This window comes from Ruegeria sp. AI3 (genome assembly GCF_056541245.1).
Genome location: NZ_JBQFYA010000006.1, coordinates 71,195 through 88,695 on the forward strand (window position 1 = coordinate 71,195; position 17,501 = coordinate 88,695).

General features: G+C 59.8%; 15 protein-coding genes. 4 read left to right on the forward strand and 11 right to left on the reverse strand.

What is annotated here, in order from left to right; translation table 11 throughout:
• Window positions 1–2: 2 nt before the first annotated feature.
• The 11 genes from ACRZ95_RS10935 to ACRZ95_RS10985 form a co-directional block, all read right to left on the reverse strand.
• Window positions 3–1,682: an ABC transporter ATP-binding protein gene (locus ACRZ95_RS10935; RefSeq protein ID WP_170675897.1), complete on the reverse strand. Its 1,680-nt coding sequence runs from the start codon at window positions 1,680–1,682 to the stop codon at window positions 3–5.
• A 5-nt stretch (window positions 1,683–1,687) separates the two neighbouring features.
• Window positions 1,688–2,770, reverse strand: a complete 1,083-nt coding sequence (locus tag ACRZ95_RS10940) for an ABC transporter permease (RefSeq protein WP_170675896.1) — start codon at window positions 2,768–2,770, stop codon at window positions 1,688–1,690.
• Between the two features lie 73 nt (window positions 2,771–2,843).
• A complete protein-coding gene (locus ACRZ95_RS10945) occupies window positions 2,844–4,208 on the reverse strand; it encodes a CmpA/NrtA family ABC transporter substrate-binding protein (protein WP_170675895.1) in 1,365 nt (454 codons plus the stop codon).
• A 270-nt stretch (window positions 4,209–4,478) separates the two neighbouring features.
• Window positions 4,479–5,648, reverse strand: coding sequence for an ABC transporter substrate-binding protein (locus tag ACRZ95_RS10950; RefSeq protein WP_170675894.1), 1,170 nt, complete (start codon window positions 5,646–5,648; stop codon window positions 4,479–4,481).
• On the reverse strand, window positions 5,645–6,229 hold the full coding sequence (locus ACRZ95_RS10955; RefSeq protein ID WP_170467312.1) for an ANTAR domain-containing response regulator: 585 nt from the start codon (window positions 6,227–6,229) through the stop codon (window positions 5,645–5,647). The genes ACRZ95_RS10950 and ACRZ95_RS10955 overlap by 4 nt, the downstream gene beginning before the upstream one ends.
• Window positions 6,230–6,377: 148 nt before the next feature.
• A complete protein-coding gene (locus tag ACRZ95_RS10960) occupies window positions 6,378–7,310 on the reverse strand; it encodes a hypothetical protein (RefSeq protein ID WP_170675893.1) in 933 nt (310 codons plus the stop codon).
• Window positions 7,311–7,316: 6 nt separating this feature from the next.
• Window positions 7,317–8,630, reverse strand: a complete 1,314-nt coding sequence (locus ACRZ95_RS10965) for a TRAP transporter large permease subunit (protein WP_170549260.1) — start codon at window positions 8,628–8,630, stop codon at window positions 7,317–7,319.
• Window positions 8,631–8,634: 4 nt separating this feature from the next.
• Window positions 8,635–9,159 (reverse strand): TRAP transporter small permease, encoded by a 525-nt coding sequence (locus ACRZ95_RS10970; RefSeq protein ID WP_419738744.1) that lies wholly within the window; start codon window positions 9,157–9,159, stop codon window positions 8,635–8,637.
• 79 nt (window positions 9,160–9,238) lie between these two features.
• Window positions 9,239–10,219: a TRAP transporter substrate-binding protein gene (locus ACRZ95_RS10975; RefSeq protein ID WP_170378565.1), complete on the reverse strand. Its 981-nt coding sequence runs from the start codon at window positions 10,217–10,219 to the stop codon at window positions 9,239–9,241.
• A gap of 50 nt (window positions 10,220–10,269) precedes the next feature.
• On the reverse strand, window positions 10,270–11,520 hold the full coding sequence (locus ACRZ95_RS10980; RefSeq protein WP_170643265.1) for an NAD(P)/FAD-dependent oxidoreductase: 1,251 nt from the start codon (window positions 11,518–11,520) through the stop codon (window positions 10,270–10,272).
• A complete protein-coding gene (locus ACRZ95_RS10985) occupies window positions 11,517–12,650 on the reverse strand; it encodes an enolase C-terminal domain-like protein (RefSeq protein ID WP_170675892.1) in 1,134 nt (377 codons plus the stop codon). Before ACRZ95_RS10985 ends, ACRZ95_RS10980 begins: the two co-directional genes overlap by 4 nt.
• 91 nt (window positions 12,651–12,741) lie before the next feature.
• On the opposite strand from ACRZ95_RS10985, the gene ACRZ95_RS10990 reads away from it, so the two are divergent.
• From ACRZ95_RS10990 to ACRZ95_RS11005, 4 genes are all read left to right on the forward strand, one after another.
• Window positions 12,742–13,668, forward strand: coding sequence for a LysR family transcriptional regulator (locus ACRZ95_RS10990; RefSeq protein WP_170675891.1), 927 nt, complete (start codon window positions 12,742–12,744; stop codon window positions 13,666–13,668).
• A gap of 74 nt (window positions 13,669–13,742) precedes the next feature.
• Complete coding sequence (locus ACRZ95_RS10995) at window positions 13,743–14,453, forward strand: aspartate/glutamate racemase family protein (protein ID WP_170675890.1); 711 nt, start codon at window positions 13,743–13,745, stop codon at window positions 14,451–14,453.
• 172 nt (window positions 14,454–14,625) lie between these two features.
• A complete protein-coding gene (locus tag ACRZ95_RS11000; RefSeq protein ID WP_170378557.1) occupies window positions 14,626–16,365 on the forward strand; it encodes an ABC transporter substrate-binding protein in 1,740 nt (579 codons plus the stop codon).
• A gap of 86 nt (window positions 16,366–16,451) precedes the next feature.
• Window positions 16,452–17,501, forward strand: coding sequence for an ABC transporter ATP-binding protein (locus ACRZ95_RS11005; protein WP_170461603.1), 1,050 nt, complete (start codon window positions 16,452–16,454; stop codon window positions 17,499–17,501).

Genomic DNA, 17,501 nt, shown 5'->3' on the forward strand with positions numbered 1-17,501 from the left:
TTTCACTCCGCTGCAATCGCCTTGGGGGCGGGTGTTTTAGGCTTGGCGCCGTGTTCGTATTCTTCGAGGAAATCGAGGACCTCCTGCCGGTAGGCGTAGTAATCCGGGTGCTCGAGCAGCGCTTTGCGCGTCCGCGGACGCGGCAGGTCGACCTTGGTGATCTTGCCGATTGTGGCATGCGGGCCGTTGGTCATCATCACGACACGGTCGGCCAACAGGATTGCCTCGTCCACGTCGTGGGTGACGCAGATCGCGGTCACTTTGGTGCGGGACCAGACCTCCATCAGGACCTCTTGCAATTCCCAGCGTGTGAGGCTGTCGAGCATCCCGAAGGGTTCGTCCAGCAGCAGCAGCTTGGGGGACAGGGCGAAGGCGCGGGCGATGCCGACGCGTTGCTTCATACCGTTCGAGAGATCTGAGGCAGATTTGTCCATCGCATCGGCCAGTCCGACGCGTTCCAGATAGTACTCCACCACGTCCTGCCGCTCGGCCATGCTGGCCTTGGGATAGACCTTGTCGACGCCAATCGCGACATTTTCCTTGGCGCTGAGCCAAGGGAACAGGTTGGGCGATTGGAACACCACCGCGCGTTCCGGGTCGGCCCCTTCGACGTGGCGGCCATCCAACTTGATCGCGCCTTTCGAGATGTCGTTCAGCCCTGCCGCCATGGTCAAAACCGTGGACTTGCCGCAGCCGGAATGGCCGATCAGCGAGATGAACTCACCCTTGTCGATCTTCAGGTCGAAATCCTCGACCACGGTCAGAGGGCCTTTGGGCGTCGGATACACTTTGTGCAGCTGCGAGAAGTCGAGGAAGCGGTTCTCGATCATCCCCTTTTGCGCCTCGGCCACTGCCGTTGGGACCCCGTGGATTGGGGTGACATCCGGCAGGATACGAGAGCCTTCGACCTTGGCCTCGATCCCCACATCCATCAGGTACTTGGTGACGTCAGCGCGAAGGCGTTTGAAGGTCTCATCGTTGTTCATCGCACCCCGATCGCGTGGGCGGGGAATCGACACGCGGAACTCCTGCCCCAGAGTCCCATCGGGGTTCAGAGCGACAATCCGGTCGGCCAGAATGATCGCCTCGTCGACATCGTTGGTGATCAGCACGCAGGTCTTCTTGTCGGCCTCCCAAATATGTTCGATCTCATCCGCCAGATTGGCGCGGGTCAGCGCGTCAAGCGCCGACAGAGGCTCATCCAGCAGCAGAACTTCGGGGTTCATCGACAAGGCACGCGCCACGTTGACCCGCTGGCGCATCCCGCCGGACAACTCCGCCGGGCGGCGCGATGCGGCATGGCTGAGTCCAACCATCTTCACATAGTGTGCGACTTTCTCTGCTTTCTCGGCCTTGCTGAGGCCGGGAAAGACCGTATCCACCGCCAGCCCCACATTGCCGCTGACCGTCAGCCATGGCATCAGAGAGTAGTTCTGGAAAATCACGCCACGCTCAGGGCCCGGACCCTTGATCGGAGTACCTTTGAATGTGACCTCGCCCTTGGTTGGCGTATCCAGACCGGCCATCAGGTTGATCAGGGTCGTCTTGCCGGTGCCTGAGAAGCCGAGGATCACCAGAAACTCACCCTCTTCTACGTTAAGGTCGATACCTTTCAGCACATCGGTTCGTGCAGTGCCTTCTCCGAAGGACTTCGAGGCGTTTTTGAAGCTCAGAATGCTCATCGCGCTCACCGGTTGTTTGTGAAGGTGAAGAGGGATTGCAGCGCGTACATCACCCGATCCAGCAGGAAGCCGATGATACCGATGGTGAAGACCGCAACCATGATCTTGGCGAGCGAGCTGGACGAGCCGTTCTGGAACTCATCCCAGACGAACTTGCCCAAACCGGGGTTCTGCGCCAGCATCTCCGCCGCGATCAGAACCATCCAGCCAACACCAAGCGAGAGGCGCAGGCCGGTGAAGATCAGCGGCAGTGCAGAGGGCAGCACCAATTTTGTGATCTTGGTATAGGTGTTCATTTTCAACACCTTGGAGACGTTCACCAGGTCCTTGTCGATCGAGGCTACACCCAGCGATGTATTGATCAGCGTGGGCCACAGCGAACACAGGGTGACGGTGATGGCCGAGATCAGGAAAGACTTGGCGAACCAGCCATCATTTGTGACATAAACGGCCGAGACGATCATGGTGACGATCGGCAGCCAGGCCAGCGGAGATACCGGTTTGAAGATCTGGATCAGCGGGTTCAGCGCGGCATTGGCTGTCGGCGACAGACCAGCGGCAATGCCAAGCGGCACGGCGACCACTGTGGCGATCAGAAAGCCGAAGAACACCGTTTTGATTGAGGTCCAGATTTGCTGGTAGTAGGATGGCGCCCCGGTAAAGGCGACTTCTTTCACCTTTTCGGGTTGCCCAGCATCAATGAACTTCTGATTGCGCTTTTCGACCATCGCTTCGAATTTGGCGCGCTTGGCGGCCTTGGCCTGCGCATCTTCGTTCAGGCTGACCATCTCGCTCCAAACCTGCGCAGGTCCGGGGACCGCACCAAGCGAGGTTTGTACCTTGGGGGCCAGTGTGGCCCAGAGCAGCAGGAAGGCACAGATCGACAGAACGGGAACGATCAACAACCGCCAAATCTCGGTCATCTGGGCGCGTGGGTTGTCTCCTGCGGCGGCCTTCAGGACGGGCGTGGCCCAGCTGAGGCCCAACACCTGAAACCATTTGTCAGCTGCGTTGATGCGGGTGAAAAGGCGGGCGCGACGTTCCTCGCGGGCAGCGTCTGCGTTGAATTCGGGATCGACCGTTGTCATCTGATGTGTCCTTGCGATGGCGGGGCACTTTGGGGTCCGCGCCCGACGAGGGCCGGGCGCGGCGTTTGGGGAATTAGCCTTGTACGTCGGAACCGACGATCTTCTGCTCGCCCTTCAGACCGATGGACAGGCTTTCGAGATAGGCGTTGGGGGTGCGGCCGTCATAGGCGATACCGTCGATGATATCTTCGGCCGGGGTCGGGGCTTTGTAGCCGTCGCTGTCCCAGGGGAAGTCAGCCTCGTTCGCCAGGCCTTCGTCGACCAGCAGGCGCGCGGCCTCAAGGTAGATCTCGGGCTTGTAGACCGACTTGGCGACTTCGTCATACCAGCTGTCGGGCTTGGCCTCGGCGATCTGACCCCAACGGCGCATTTGAGTCAGGTACCAGACGGCGTCCGAGTAGAATGGGTAGGTCGCATTGTAGCGGAAGAACACGTTGAAATCCGGAACCTCGCGCTTGTCGCCTTTTTCATATTCGAACGTGCCGGTCATCGAGTTGGCGATGACGTCATAATCCGCGCCCACATATTCCGGGCGGCTCAGGATCTCGACCGCCTCGGGGCGGTTGGCGTTGTCGTTTTCATCCAGCCACTGTGCCGCGCGGATCAGCGCCTTGGTCACGGCCAGAGTGGTGTTCGGATACTCTTCGGCGAACTCGGCTGTGATGCCGAAGACCTTTTCAGGGTTGTTCTTCCACAGCTCATAATCGGTGATGACCGGAACACCGATGCCTTTGAAAACGGCCTGCTGGTTCCACGGCTCACCCACGCAATAGCCGTAGATCGTACCGGCTTCCAACGTGGCGGGCATCTGCGGCGGAGGGGTTACGGACAGGAAAACATCCGCGCCAATCTGACCTGTCACGTTTTCGGGGCTGTAGTACCCCGGATGCAGACCGCCAGCGGCCAGCCAGTAGCGCAACTCGTAGTTATGGGTCGAAACCGGGAAAACCATGCCCATGTTGAACGGCTTGCCTTCGGACTTGTATTTCTCAACGACCGGTGCCAATGCCTCGGCGCTGATCGGGTGCTGCGGGCGACCGTCATCCATCTTTGGGATATTGGGCTTCATTTCTTTCCAAATCTCGTTCGAGACGGTGATGCCATTGCCGTTCAGGTCCATCGAGAAAGGCGTGATGATATGGGCTTCGGTCCCGTATCCGATGGTCGCCGCCAAAGGCTGGCCTGCCAGCATATGCGCGCCGTCAAGTTGCCCGCCGATCACGCCGTCCAGCAGCACTTTCCAGTTGGCTTGCGCTTCCAGCGTCACGAACAGACCCTCTTCCAGGAAGTAGCCCTGTTCGTAGGCGACGGCCAACGGGGCCATATCCGTCAGCTTGATAAAGCCAAAGGTCAGCTCGTCTTTTTCCAGTTCCAGCTCGGCCAATGCCGGAGAGACAAGCGCGGTAGACGCAACAAGGCCCAGAAGTAGCTTTTTCATCTCGATCCCTTTCGGTTCAGCCCAATCGCTTTGGGCAAACAAAAAAGCCGCCGACACACACCGCCGGGAGGATTGGCGGGTGGTCGAGCGGCTCTGCTCTTAGTGGATGCCCATTTCGGCGGGCGAATTCTTACGGTGGGCGTCGTTGCCTGCCGTTGACCCGATTAAGCCTTGTCGGGTTTGGGTCGTCATCCTTTTTTGGCATTTCAGAGGTACTTTTTCTGCAATGCAGCACTGTCGAATGCTGCACTGCAAAAAAAATAGGCAATCTTAACCGGTCGGCTCGAAAATGCGCCGGTCGAAAAAGACATTAGGGGGCAGAATCAGGCTGCCATGGGTTGAGGCCACAGCGGTCGAATTGGGCAGCGCTCCCTCCAGCTTTTCCGAGGCGCCCGGTGATTCCACGCCCAAACCCTGCAGTTCACGACGATAAAGATCGGTGCGAAAGACCTTGGCGGCCTGACGCTCGGCGGTTGCGACATCCAACCCATTTCGCAACGCCAATTGGTGCGCCATCCATTTCGCCTGACTGCGCCAAGGGAAGGTGGCGGCCCCGTCAAAAAATTCGACGAACCCGTCAACATGGCGCTGTTCGCCGCGGGCGGAGATCGTGAACTCTCCCATCAGCGCGCGGTCGATAAGTTCGGGCGAGACGTTTAGGTAGGATTTGCGCGACAGCATTTCAGACGCGGTTGTGCGGCTGTCTTCACTTGATAGCCAACGCCCGGCGCGCCAGACGGCCCGCATCAGGCTGCCAAGCAGATGCGGCTCGGTCTCAGCCCAGTCGTTGCGCACGGCCAGCACCTTTTCCGGTGCGCAGGTCCAGATCGCCTGGCCCGGTAGAAGTAGGGTACCGACATTGTCGTCGACCGCGAAGGATCCCCAGGGCTCACCCACGCAGAAGGCGTCGATCTCGCCTCCTGCGAGGGCCTGTGCCATCAATGGCGGAGGTACGGTGCGGATTTCCACCTTTTTTGAGGCCAGCGGGGTTCCCGCCACCCAGTAGCGCAACAGTTCGACATGCATCGAGAAAGGGAAGGGGACGCCAAAGACGAGAACGTCTCCGGCGGCTTTTGCCAATGCTGCGCCGGCTTTGGCGGCATCGACGAAATCAAAACCATATCCCTGATGTGCTAGCCGCCCGGCCAGTTGAGTGCCAACGCCAATCACGGTTCCATTCATCGACAGCACGGACACCGCCGACAGCGGCGTTGCGATACCGCCCAGACCCAAGGCCATGGCAACCGGCACCGGAGACAGCAGATGCGCCGCATCAACATGTCCAAAGGCCAGCATGTCGCGCAGGGACGACCAGGATGGGGCAGGGCGCAGATCCAGCGAGACACCCTCTGCATGGTCGAACCCCATTTCGCGCGCGACAATCAACGGTGCGGCATCGACCAGAGGTATGTAAGCCACGGGAAGGGTGACGGTCCTCATGACAACAACCCCGAGGCCGTAACCAACGCCTCGGCGACCTCGGCCACCCTGCGGTTCTGATTCATCGCGGTTTTGCGGAGCAGGGCATAGGCCTCATCCTCGGGCACGCCTTTGGCTTTCATCAACAAGCCTTTGGCGCGGTCGATCACCTTGCGTTCTTCCAATGCGCGGCGGGTTTCAGCCAGTTCCGTCCGCATCTGGCGCAGGACCTGAAACCGAGCGATGGCCGTGTCGATCACCGGCTTGATCCGTTCGGCCTGCAGGCCATCGACCACATAGGCCGAGACACCCGCCTCAACAGCGGCTTTCGCCAACCCTCCGGCTGCGCCGGACACAAACATGGCGACGGGACGCTCCAGTGGGCCGGACGCGACCGTCAATTCCTCGAGCATGTCACGCGAGGGGTTGTCGATATCAATCAGGACGATATCGGGGCTGTGGGTGGCAATCTTGCGCGCCAATCCCGAGGCATTGCCGATCACGAACACATCGACATCGCCGGACTCCTTCAGCGCATCCACGATGGCAAAGGCCCGGTCTTGGTTTTGTTCTACGACAACAACTGTCAGGTTCTGGCTCATACGGAGTCAGTTGGGCGCGCCGCATGGGGTTGGCAACAGATCGATTGCTGCGCTTGCAAAGCGACCACAAGTGTAGATCAATTTTTGGGCGAACAACGTCTGAGTGCGTATTCTTCAGGCAATCACAGGGCGCAGCTATTGGGATTGCCTAGGGGTCAGTCGCGTTCGTTCGATACAGTCGCCGCATCAGGGTCGGCGTCAGGTACATCGGAATCTGGTAGGCCCCGATAAAGACCATGATCGGGGCGATGACCTCAGGCGGCAAAGCGACAAAGAACAGGGCAATATTGCGATTGCCTGCGATCAAAGAAATAGCCGTCGCTTGTGCTGGTGGGCCGCGCCTGCGCAACAGGCTGAACATCACGGCCTGAGCGCCAAAGTTGATCACGCAGGCAAAAGCGACCCAGAACAGCGCGATGCCGGGCGCCTCCAGTGCTGTCGCGCTGAGTGATGGCATCAGGCCGATGACAAAGACCGCCAGGGTGATCGCGCCCAACCCTTCAAGACTGCTGAGCGTGGACGCGGACGGGTTTCTGAGGACAGTCAGGCGCAAGACGATCGCGGCGGAGGCCGCAACGGCGATGGTCAGGAACAGGCGGGCCGAGGCACCGGTGACGGCGCGAATATCCTCCAGCTCTGGCATGAGCCAGAAGACGGGCAGCGCCGTCAGGGGCAAAAGCGCGGTTCCCACCACCACTAGCCGCACGGCGTGTTCCGCCGGGTGACCCATCATCAGGCACATGTTCGGGCTGCCGGAAATCGAGGGCGCTGCGGCGACGATGAGCAGCGACAGGAAGATCGGCGAACTCATCCAGCCCGCAGTGTATCCGATGGCCAATAGGGTCAGCGGCACGGCAAGTTGCAGTGCTGCAATCGTGCGGATCACGCTACGCAGATCCGACAGCGAGCCGATGAGGGTGTTCGGCACCATCCGCAGGACTGTCACGAACAGCAGCAACATGACGAGTGGCGGCAACAGCGGGCGCATCGGCTCGGCGAGGCTAGGCAAGAGCAGACCGGCAACCAGCCCCGCGACCAGTACAATGGGGCCATTGCGGGCCGCCAGATGCAGCGGGTTCAAACGGCGCTACCCGCCGGGGCTCTGGCGCAGGTTATCAGGCAACCAGGTGGCCAACTCAGGGAACCAGATCAGAACAAAGACCATCAGCACCATGATCAGGAACATCGGAATGGCTGCGCGGGCGATGTAGCTCATCTCGTGGTTGGTCATGCCCTGCATCACGAACAGATTGAAGCCGATGGGTGGCGTGATTTGCGCCATTTCGACGACAACAACGATGAAGATACCGAACCAGATCAAGTCAATGCCCGCATCGCGGATCATCGGCTCGACCACGGCCATGGTCAACACGACCGACGAGATGCCGTCCAGAAAGCACCCCAGAATGATGTAGAAGACCAGCAGCACCATCAGCAGCTCGAACCGTGTCAGTTCCCACCCGGCAATGAGGTCGGCGAGGCCTCGAGGCAGGCCAGTGAAGCCCATCGACAACGACAGGAAGGCCGCGCCTGCAAGGATCAGGGCAATCATCGCGCTGGTGCGCGTTGCGCCCATCAAGCTTTCGGTGAAGGTCTTCCAGTTGAGCGAACCTTGACCGGCGGCCAGCAACAGCCCTCCGATCACGCCAAAGGCGGCGGCTTCGGTTGCAGTGGCATAGCCCAGATACATCGAGCCGATCACCACCGTGATCAGCAGGATCACCGGCAGCAGGAAGCGAGAGTTGTGGATTTTCTCGCGGAAGCTCAGCTTGGCTTCGACGTTGGGCTGCCAGTCCTTGCCGAGTTTCGAATAGATCGCGACATAGCCCATGAACATCGCGGCCAAAACGAGGCCGGGCAGGATGCCGGCAAAGAACAGCTTGGTGATCGATTCATTGATGGTGACACCATAGACGATCAGCGTCAGCGAGGGCGGGATCATCAGGCCCAATGTAGCTGCTCCGGTCAGGGTGCCGATGATCATGCGTTCGGGGTAGTTGCGCTTGCGCAGTTCCGGGATCGACATCTTGCCTACGGTGGTCAGTGTGGCAGCGGATGAGCCAGATACCGCAGCGAAGACCGTGCAGCCGACGATATTGGTATGCACTAACCCGCCGGGCAGAGGGGCCATCCATGGCGAAAGCCCTTTGAACATATCCTCGGATAATCGCGTTCGGTACAGGATTTCCCCCATCCAGATGAACATCGGCAGCGCGGTCAGGGTCCAGGACGAGGACGCGGACCAGATCGTGGTGATCATGACGTCGCCGACGGGGCGGGTTGTGAACAACTCCATCCCGACCCAGGCGACGCCCATCAGGGCAAGGCCGACCCAAACGCCAGTGCCCAGCAGGGTGAAGAGGACGAAGATGAAGAGGATGATGATCGAAAGGTTTTCCATACGCTCATTCCCCCTGACTTTGGTCGGCCAGATCGGGGGTGATGCGGTGATCCCCCTTAAACAGCACGTGGAGCAGATGGTCGGTTAGGGCGATGGCAAGGATCACGGCGCCAATCAACATGGCGGATTGAGGAATCCACAGGGCGGTTCTGTCCTGTCCCTGACTGACATCGTTGAACTTCCAACTCCAATAAACAAAGCGGTAGGCGTACCAGCAGAAATACCACATAACCGCTGTACCGATGGCGAAACACCAGATTTCCAGAACACGCCTGAACCCGTCTGGAACAGCATTCAACAGAATGGACACACGGATATGACTGCCTCGGTTCAGCGCATTGGCAAAGGCCAGAAAGGACGCGGCGGCCATGGCGTAACCGGCATAGTCGGGCGCGCCGGGAAAGACCTCTCCGGTCCAGCGGGCCAGCATCTGCACCACGATCAGCAGCAAAATGGCGATCAGGCTCAGCGCGGCCAGAACGCCTGCGGCCTGATAAATGAAATCCAGAACGGACCGAAGCCCACGCATAACCGCCATACTGTCCCCGCTTGGTTTGTCTTTTTTGAGATGGTGCGGGCGGCAGAAGGACCTGCCGCCCGATTTGGCGTTATTGCTGCGCGGCGTTGAACGCATCGACGATGGCTTTGCCCTCGTCGCCTGCAGCCTCAAGCCATTCGTTGGTCATGGTGACGCCGATTTCTTTCAGCTCACCCACCATCTGGTCAGAGGCCGGGCCAACCGTCATGCCACCATCGCGCAGACCCTGCAGTGTGAAGCCGGTATATTCCTTGGCGCGCCAGTTGCCGGCATATTCGGCCAGTTCCGCACAGGCTTTGATGACGTTCTTGTTGGCGTCAGACACACCCGACCAGACGTCCGAGTTGACCATCACGTAGTTGCGCGGCAGCCAGGCGTCGACTTCGTAGAAGTAGTTCAGGCTTTCCCAGACCTTGCGGTCATAGCCAGTCGACCCGGAGGACACCATCGAGTCCGCCACGCCCGTTGCAAAGGCCTGGCTGATCTCTGCGGCTTCAATCGTCACCGGCAGCATGCCCGTCAGTTCAGCCAGACGTGAGGTGGCGTTGTTGTACGAGCGGAACTTGATGCCCTTCATATCGGCGACCGAGTTCACCTCATTCTTGAAGTACAGCCCCTGCGGCGGCCAAGGCACGGCGTAAAGCAGCGTCAGGTTTTGCTCGGCCAGCAGGCTCTCGATCGAAGGCTTGGCCGCTTCCCACAGCTTGGCGCTGTCATCGAAGGACGTGGCAAGGAAGGGGATCGAGTCGAAGCCGAACAGTGCGTTTTCGTTCTGGTGTCCGGACAACAGGCGCTCGCCAATCGGGGCCTGCCCGGTCTGGATCGCGCGTTTGATATCGGCGCCTTTGAACAGAGAGCCCGAGGGGTGGGTCACGATCTCGATCTCGCCGCCGGTTCCGGTGGTTACACATTTGGCGAATTCAGCACCCGTGGCCGAATGGAAATTCGAGGCCGAATAGGCCATCGGCATGTCCCATTTCTCGGCCATGGCGGGGGCGGCCGCAGCGGCGGTCAATGCGGTTGCCGCGAGAAGGCTGGTGAGTTTCTTCATGATAGTCTCCCTATTGTTATGCGTTGGACTGGCTTCTTGAGCCGAATTATTCATGTTGCGAACCGTGCTGGCGCGTAAACGCTGGTATCTGTGTTTGGCGTGCGTCCCGCAATCATCTGAGCCAGCAAACGGCCGGTTTTTGGGCCGCCGGTCAGGCCGATATGGTGGTGGCCAAAGCCCATATAGGCTCCGGAAATACCGGGAACCTCACCGATGATCGGGATCGAGTCCGCCGGGGCCGGTCGGTGCCCCATCCATTCTATTTCCTCCTTCCATGTCACGCCGGGCAAGGCTGCGCGGGCGTTCTTGCGCAGCAATTCAAACGGCGCACGTGAGGGCGGAGCATCTAGCCCGCCAAATTCGACAATACCCGCCAACCGTATTCGCCCATCCATCGGTGTTGCAACAAATTTACCGGAGGCCACCATGACCGGGCTGCGGGGCATGGCCGATGGTTCGACCAGTTCCAGATGGTAGCCGCGCTCGCTTTCGAGCGGGACCGAGATGCCCAGCCGTTTGGCCAAAGGCCCGGACCAGACGCCCGCGCTGACGATGGCCGTGTCGCAGGCGATGGTCTCGCCCCCCGCGCGCACGCCGGTTACCTTGCCCGCATCTCGGGTGACATCCTCGACCTCGGTGCGCAGAATGCGCCCGCCATTGGCCTCGACATGGGCTGCAAGGTCTTTCACATAGCGGCCCGGATCAGTGATGTGGCCGTGATCCGCCAGCCGTGTCGCAAATGAGATGTCGCGACTGAAGACTGGGTCATAGTCATGCAAGGCCTGCCCTTCGAGCTCATCCCAGTGAAACCCATGCTTGCGCCGGATGCCCCACCCAAAGGCGTCCCCTTCGAAATGAGCCCGGTCGCGATAGAGGAACAGATAGTCCGACGGGACCAGCCATTTCTCCGCCCCGGTCCCTTCAGCCAAGGCCTTGTGGTCGTTCAAACTGTCGCCAATGATCGGGGTCAGGGCGGCGGCGATCCGGTCTACCTCGTCGGCTTTTGCGTGGCTCAGGTAGCGGGTCAGCCAAGGCACAAGCTTGGGGAAGTAACCCCATTTCATGAACAGCGGCTCGGATGGGCTGAACAGCATGCGGGGGGCTTTGCGTAGCAGGCCCGGCACCGTCACAGGCACGATCGAGCAGGACGCTAGAACCCCACCATTGCCATGAGACGTCCCCTCGGCAGGTCCTGCTTTATCAATCAGGATTACGTCATGCCCATCCCGCTGCAGCCAGACAGCGGCCGAGACGCCGACAATCCCGGCGCCTATGATGGCAATGGTTTTCTTGTCGCTCATGCTGCCCCCGATTTCGCAACCGCATAGTGGTTGAGCTTTGCCAGATCCGGCCTCCCGCCCAGTCCGGGGGCGTCTGGCACGATGACTTGACCGTCCCGCACCTCGAAAGGGGATTCCAGGATATCTTGCGTCAGAAAATAGCTGGCCTGATAGAATTCGCAGCCTAGCGTGATCTCGGGCGTTGCCGCGATCATGTGGGTTCCGGCGAGATGGGCCAAGCCTGCTTCAAACATGTCGCCGCCATAGGCGCTCAGCCCATGGGTGGCGGCGATGCGGGCGACCGTCTGGCCCCGCGTCAGACCACCGGATTTCATGATCTTGACCGAAACACCATCGCAAGTCCCCTCGCGCGCGGCGCGCTCCATGTCTTCGGGGCCAAAGACACTTTCATCGGCCAGCAGAGGGACGTCGATCATCTGCTTCAGTTGGGCCATCATGCCTAAGTGATGCGCCCGAACGGGCTGTTCGATGAAGTCGGGTTGAAACTGGGCCACGTCGCGCACCTGCGCCGGGGCGTCCTCGATGCTCAGCCCCTGATTATAGTCCACGCGGACGGCCATTTCGGGGTGGTTCCGGGCCAGATATTCAAGCCGCATGATGTCGAAGGCATGATCCTTGAACCCTGTCTTGAGTTTCACGATCCGAACGCCGTCGTCGCGCAACCGCGCCAACAGGTCGATGTCCTGTGCGAAGTCAGGATTGGCGATGGAGCAGCTCAGCGGGATCGCATCACGGCACTTGCCGCCCAGCAAGGCCCAAACCGGAAGTGAGGAGATGCGGCCAGTCAGGTCCAGTAGAGCGGCCTCCAACGCGGCCTTGGCTTCGGTACAATGGGCGACTGCATAAGCGGCCTGGGCCATGATCGCGGCCCGGTCGGACAGGCGCGCGCCTAAAACCAGCGGGCGCAGATAGCGGTCCAGCGCGGCAAACGTGGCCTCGGGCGTGCCGGTAAAAACCGACCAGGGTGAGGCCTCACCAAACCCTTGCGTGCCGTCCTCAGTGGTCAATCTGAGGATGACGACCTCGCACGCGCCTTCGACGGAGCCGATGCCGTGATCCCGACGCGATGTCACCGGCAGCGCAAGGTGCCACAGATCATAGCCAGTAATTTTCTGTTGTAGATCAGACATCCCACCTCCGGTCAGGACGCAGCCTGCCTTGACCAGAATATCATTTCAAATACTATATCTTGCTTATACTATCAGAAAAAATGATGATCTAATGTCCCTCAGATTTCGTCAGTTACAGGCTTTTCATGCGATCATGGAGACCGGGACAGTCACTGGCGCCGCGTCAGTGCTTGGCATTTCACAGCCGGGCATCAGCAACCTTCTGTCTCAGCTAGAGCGCGAGGCGCGTTTGCCCTTGTTCGAACGCACCAAAGGACGCTTGCTGCCCACACCCGAGGCCGAGCTTCTATATCGTGAGGTCGATACCGTGGTGCGCGGGCTCGATCACGTGGCGCAGGCGGTTACGGATTTGCAGAACAAACACCCGGGCCAATTGCAAGTCGCCGCCCCGCACATGTTGTCTTTCGGCTTCATGCCGCGTGAGATTGCGCGGTTCTCGCAATCCCGCCCCAATCTGTCGGTCAGCTTTCAATCGCAATATTCGTCGAAAATTCAGGAATGGGTGACGTCGGGCCTTTTCGAGATCGGCATTGTCGAGATGCCCATTCTGCACGACACCCTGAACGCGCGGGTTTTCCGGTTTGAGACGCTGGCGACATTCCCCGAAAACAGCCCTCTGGCTGCGCATGAGGTCCTGACCCCTGAACTGCTTGAACAGGAGCCGTTCATCGTGATGGGGCCGGAACATCAAACGCACCGTCGGACTCGCGAGGTGTTCCAGAAGGCCGGGTGCGATTGGCGGACCAAGATCCACACGCATTTGTCGGAAAACCTGCTCAGCTTCGTCAAGGAGGGCATGGGTGTAGCCCTAATCGACCCGTTTACCGTCTCATTCGATGGCGAGGCCGGCTATCAAACCCGGCCGTTTCAGCCGCCCGTGATGCTGGATCTTGCGGTCATCACCGCCAAAGGCCGCCCGCTCTCCGCCATCGGGCAGGCGTTTCTGGCGCAGTTAATGACCTCGATTGAGATCTTTGCCGAGGGCGCTGTACCAGACGAAAGGCAGGCGATCGGATAACGCTGTTGGCAAGTCGCATGAGGATGTGAAACTGTCGGGCGAATTCGACGCTCAGAACGCAGGAGGAGGGGCAGATGATCGCACAAGGGGGGAAATCCATCTACGGGGCGTCGGTGGGTATCTTGATGCTCGACGCGCGGTTTCCGCGCATTCCGGGCGACATGGGTAACGCAACGACCTGGCCGTTTCCGGTGTTGTATCGGATCGTGCGCGATGCCTCGCCTGACCTTGTTGTGCGGCACGGCGCCGAGGGCATGTTGAGCGCGTTTGTCGATGCAGCCCGTGACCTTGTTCGTGATGGCGCGGACGGCATCACCACGAATTGCGGTTTTCTGTCCTTGTTCCAGCAAGAATTGTCCGAGGCCGTTCCGGTTCCGGTCATGACCTCATCGCTGATGCAGGTCGAGATGGTTAATCGCATTCTGCCAGCTGGAAAGCGTGCTGGGGTCCTGACCATCTCGGCCTCGACGCTGACCGAAGACCATTTGCGGAAAGCACTGGTGCCCGAAGGAACGCCGATCGGAACGACGGAAGGAGGGCAGGAATTCACGCGCGCAATTCTAGGTAGTGAAGAGTCTCTGGATGTCGAAAAGGCGCGCGCTGACAATGTCGAGGCGGCTCTGCAGTTGCAAGAGAACCATCCTGAGCTTGGCGCAATCGTTCTGGAATGCACCAATATGTGCCCCTATGCGGCCGATATCCAAAGCGCGACGGGGTTGCCTGTTTTCTCGATTGTCAGCTTTGTGACGTGGTTCCAATCCGGTCTTTTGCCGCCAAGGTTCTGAAATCAGGATACTTCGATATGTTGGGAAAACTCAACGATAACAGAGGTTAAGGAGAAATATCTCTGCCCTCGCGTCAATTACTAAAAATTTAGTTTGACAGATGCGCGGTAAATCGCTGATGTTGGTTGCCATCCGGTTCGCGCCGGAATCCATAGTTTTTGGGAGGAAACAGATGCGGAGACATCTACTTTCCGCAGTGGCGGCGGCTGCCGTCATTGCGGGGCACGGTCCCGTTTGGGCCGACGAAGCCGCAGCACAACGTTGGATCGACGACGAATTCCAGCCATCGACTCTGTCGAAAGACGAGCAGATGGGCGAGATGAAGTGGTTCATCGAAGCTGCACAGCCTTATGCCGGCATGGAAATCAACGTTCTGTCAGAAGGCATTCCGACGCACTCGTACGAATCCGAGGTGCTGACCAAGGCGTTCGAAGAGATCACCGGGATCAAGGTCAACCACCAGATCCTCGGCGAGGGCGAAGTGGTTCAGGCCGTTCAGACTCAGCTGCAGACGGGCCGGAACCTCTATGACGGCTACGTCAATGACAGTGACCTGATCGGAACGCACTCTCGCCTGCAACTGGCCTATCCGCTGACCGACATGATGGCGGGCGACTGGGCGGCGACGACCTCGCCAACGCTGGATCTGGATGACTTCATGGGCATTCAGTTCACCACAGGTCCGGATGGCAAGCTGTATCAGCTGCCCGACCAGCAGTTTGCGAACCTCTACTGGTTCCGCAAGGACTGGTTCGATGACGAGGCCAACAAGGCCGCCTTCAAAGAGAAGTATGGCTATGACCTTGGCGTTCCAGTCAATTGGTCCGCTTACGAAGACATTGCCGAATTCTTCACCAACGACGTGAAAGAGATCGACGGTGTGACAATCTACGGTCACATGGACTACGGCAAACGCGCACCTGACCTGGGTTGGCGTATGACCGACGCGTGGCTGTCGATGGCCGGTGCCGGTGACGTGGGTGAGCCAAACGGTATCCCCGTTGACGAATGGGGCATCCGCATGGAAGCGGGCACCTGTAACCCTGTCGGGGCCTCCGTCTCGCGCGGCGGTGCGGCCAACGGTCCAGCTGCGGTCTACGCGATCCGCAAGTGGGATGAGTGGCTGCGGGCATACGCTCCTCCGGGTGCGGCGTCTTATGACTTCTACCAGTCGCTGCCAGCGCTTAGCCAAGGCAACGTGGCCCAGCAGATCTTCTGGTACACCGCCTTTACCGCCGACATGGTGAAGCCGAAGTCCGAAGGCAACAACACCGTGGATGACGAAGGCACGCCGCTGTGGCGGATGGCGCCCAGCCCGCACGGCCCCTATTGGGAAGAAGGCCAGAAGGTCGGCTACCAAGACGTGGGTTCCTGGACGTTCCTTAAGTCGACCCCCGAGGATCGTGCTCAGGCGGCCTGGCTCTATGCTCAGTTCGTGACGTCGAAGACTGTTGACGTGAAGAAGTCCCATGTGGGGCTGACCTTCATCCGCGACAGCTCGGTTAACCACGAGTCGTTCACCGAACGCGCACCCAAGCTGGGTGGTCTGGTCGAGTTCTACCGCTCGCCTGACCGTGTGGCATGGTCGCCGACCGGCATCAACGTGCCGGATTATCCGAAGCTGGCCCAGATCTGGTGGCAGCAAATCGGTGACGTGAACTCGGGCGCCTTCACCCCGCAAGAGGCGATGGATCGTCTGGCCGAAGAAATGGACATCACCATGGCCCGGATGCAGGCCGCGGATGAAAGCGCCGGCGTCTACGGCGGCTGTGGTCCACGTCTGAACGAGCCGCAGGATCCTGCCTTCTGGCTGGAGAAAGAGGGCTCGCCCAAGGCCAAGCTTGAGAACGAAAAGCCGCAAGGCCAGACCGTCAACTATGACGAACTGGTTCAGCGCTGGCAGTCTCAGTAAGCGATTGAAACCGGGGGTGCCGATTGCGGCATCCCCATCCCAAGACCAAGACAGCGCATCGCGCTGCGGGATCGGAATTCACGGACATGATCGAACTTAAAGACGCGACCAAACGGGTCGGGAACGTCATCCATATCAAACCCACATCCCTGACACTGCAGACCGGCCATTTCAATGTGCTGCTGGGCGCGACGGGATCGGGCAAGACCTCTCTGATCAAGATGATGGCCGGGTTGGACCCAATTGCCTCTGGCAAGGTCTTCATGGATGGGCAGGATGTGACGAAGCTGAACACGCAGAAGCGGCAGATCAGCCTAGTCCACCAGTTCTTTGTGAACTACCCGCATATGACCGTTTTCGACAACATCGCCTCTCCCTTGCGCGTGGCTGGCATGGCGAAATCCGAAATCGAAGGCCGCGTGGAAGAGGCTGCCGATCTGCTTCAACTGCGCCCGATGCTACATCGCCGCCCGCATGAGCTGTCCGGTGGCCAGCAACAACGTACCGCCTTGGCGCGTGCGATTGCGAAAGAAAGCCGCGCCGTGTTCCTGGATGAGCCGCTTGCCAACCTCGACTACAAGCTGCGCGAAGAACTGCGTGAGCAGTTGCCGGATCTGTTTGCCGGGCGTGGCGCCGTGGTGGTCTATGCGACCTCGGAACCCGAAGAGGCGCTCTTGCTGGGTGGACATACCGCATTGATGGAAGACGGGTATGTGACGCAGTTCGGCCCGACGGCTGATATTTACCGGAATCCCGAAAATCTGGCCGCGGCACGCGTATTCTCGGACCCGCCGATCAACGTCGCCCGCATCACGGTTTCCGGCGCCCAAGCACAGCTTGCCGGAGGCGGCGGTTGGGCGGTTCAGAACATGGCCGATGGCGAATACATGGTCGCCGTGCGTCCGCATCGCGTCACCCCGATCCGGACGTCCGAGGCCGACGTGGAGCTAACAGGCCGCGTGATCGTGACCGAACTTTCGGGATCGGACTCCAGTGCACATTTCCGGCATGGCTCGGACGACTGGGTGTCTTTGGCGGCAGGGGTTCACCCCTATCAGGTCGGCGAGGATCACAGTTTCTACATGAACCCGGCGCATTGCCGGTATTTCGGCCAAGACGGCCAAAGGGTGGCCTGA